This is a genomic window from Spiroplasma endosymbiont of Lariophagus distinguendus (assembly GCF_023846195.1).
In the GTDB taxonomy this organism is placed as follows: domain Bacteria; phylum Bacillota_I; class Bacilli_A; order Mycoplasmatales; family VBWQ01; genus Spiroplasma_E.
This window is the reverse complement of record NZ_JALMUW010000144.1, coordinates 1-855: the sequence shown is the minus strand read 5'-3', so window position 1 is coordinate 855 and position 855 is coordinate 1. Positions and strand designations below refer to the sequence as shown.

The 855-nt window shown below is 20.6% G+C and carries 1 protein-coding gene; it reads right to left on the bottom strand.

Annotated elements, in window-relative coordinates; translation table 4 throughout:
- Positions 1-781 (bottom strand): ParA family protein (locus M0D11_RS06185; protein WP_252321068.1); only part of this gene is annotated, 781 nt, incomplete at its 3' end.
- Positions 782-855: the final 74 nt, after the last annotated feature.

Genomic DNA, 855 nt, shown 5'->3' with positions numbered 1-855 from the left:
ATCCCATTTCTTTAATAAGTTCTTCATATGCTTGTTTTTGACGTCAATAATAAGGATTTGTTCAAATACTACTTAATTCATTTTCAATTGTTTTAAAGGCATCAGAATATTTTATTTTACTTTTAATAACTAAATTTTCTAATTTTTCATCTTGAATTCATTTTTCTATTGTAACAAAATTAAAACTCTCCTTTACATTATTAAAAACAATTTTCATGTTTGGAGTTTTTCTATTTTCTTGTTTACATATTTTATTAATATTATCTTTTAAATCTAAAATACCTTTAAAAGCTCTTAATGCGTCATTTATTGGAATTATTACCAAATCAGAAAGAATCAGGAAATTTAAACTTAATTCATTTATTGTTGGTGGATAATCAATTAAAACATAATCATAACTATCAAATGTTTCTTGATTATATTGATATAACATATCAGAAATACTATATATTTCTTGTTTTTCATACATTGTTCCTATTATTAAAGAACTTTTAGTTAATTCTTTTTGCGCAGATATTAAGTCAATATTTTTATATTTAGATACTTTAATAATTTTATTAATTTCTATATTTTCAATATTATTTTTAGTTGTAATAATATCCATTAGTGAATTTTTAAATTTAATATTTTCTTGTGCAAAGTCCATTGTTAAATTAGCTTGCGGATCTAAATCAATAAGTAAAATTTTTTTATCTTCTAAAGCTAATTTATAAGCAATATTTTTACAAAGAGTAGTTTTGCCAACACCACCTTTTTTATTACAAAAACTAATCATTTTCATAATTATTTGTTCTCACTTTCATTATCAATTTTTTCATATCTTTCTTTCAAAATATTTGTCATTAATGTTTGAAC